Genomic DNA, 450 nt, shown 5'->3' with positions numbered 1-450 from the left:
TGGACGAGGTGCTGCGCCCGTTTGACCTGACCTTCGCCCGCTACGAACTGCTCATGCTGCTGCTGTTCAGCCAAGCCGGATCATTGCCGATGAGTAAGGTCGGCAACCGTCTGCAGGTGCATCCGACGAGCGTGACGAGCGCGGTTGACCGGCTCTCGTCGCAGGGGTTCGTCCGGCGCATCCCACATCCGACGGACCGGCGGGCCACCCTGGCCGAGATCACGCCGGCCGGTCGGGACGTCGTGACCGCGGCGACCGACCGGCTCAACGAGAGCGTCTTCGCCAACCCGGATCTGTCACCTGATCAGATCACCTCGCTCGTCGAGGTCCTGACGGAGTTCCGCGGCCGCGCCGGCGATTTCTGAGCCGACTTCTGAGCCGACTCCTGAACCGGCCGCCTTTGGACCACGCACATCCCGACCCGGCGGTATTCACCTGATGTACCGGCCT

The 450-nt window shown here is 66.2% G+C and carries 1 protein-coding gene; it reads left to right on the top strand.

Going from position 1 to position 450, the window contains the following annotated elements; genetic code table 11:
• The coding region (locus U9977_RS14725; protein WP_322749821.1) for a MarR family transcriptional regulator at positions 1–365 on the top strand (365 nt) is incomplete at its 5' end.
• Positions 366–450 lie beyond the last annotated feature (85 nt).

The sequence above is a fragment of the Protofrankia sp. Cas8 genome (genome assembly GCF_963555845.1).
Taxonomy (GTDB): domain Bacteria; phylum Actinomycetota; class Actinomycetes; order Frankiales; family Frankiaceae; genus Protofrankia.
This window is presented reverse-complemented; position numbering and strand designations above follow the sequence as displayed.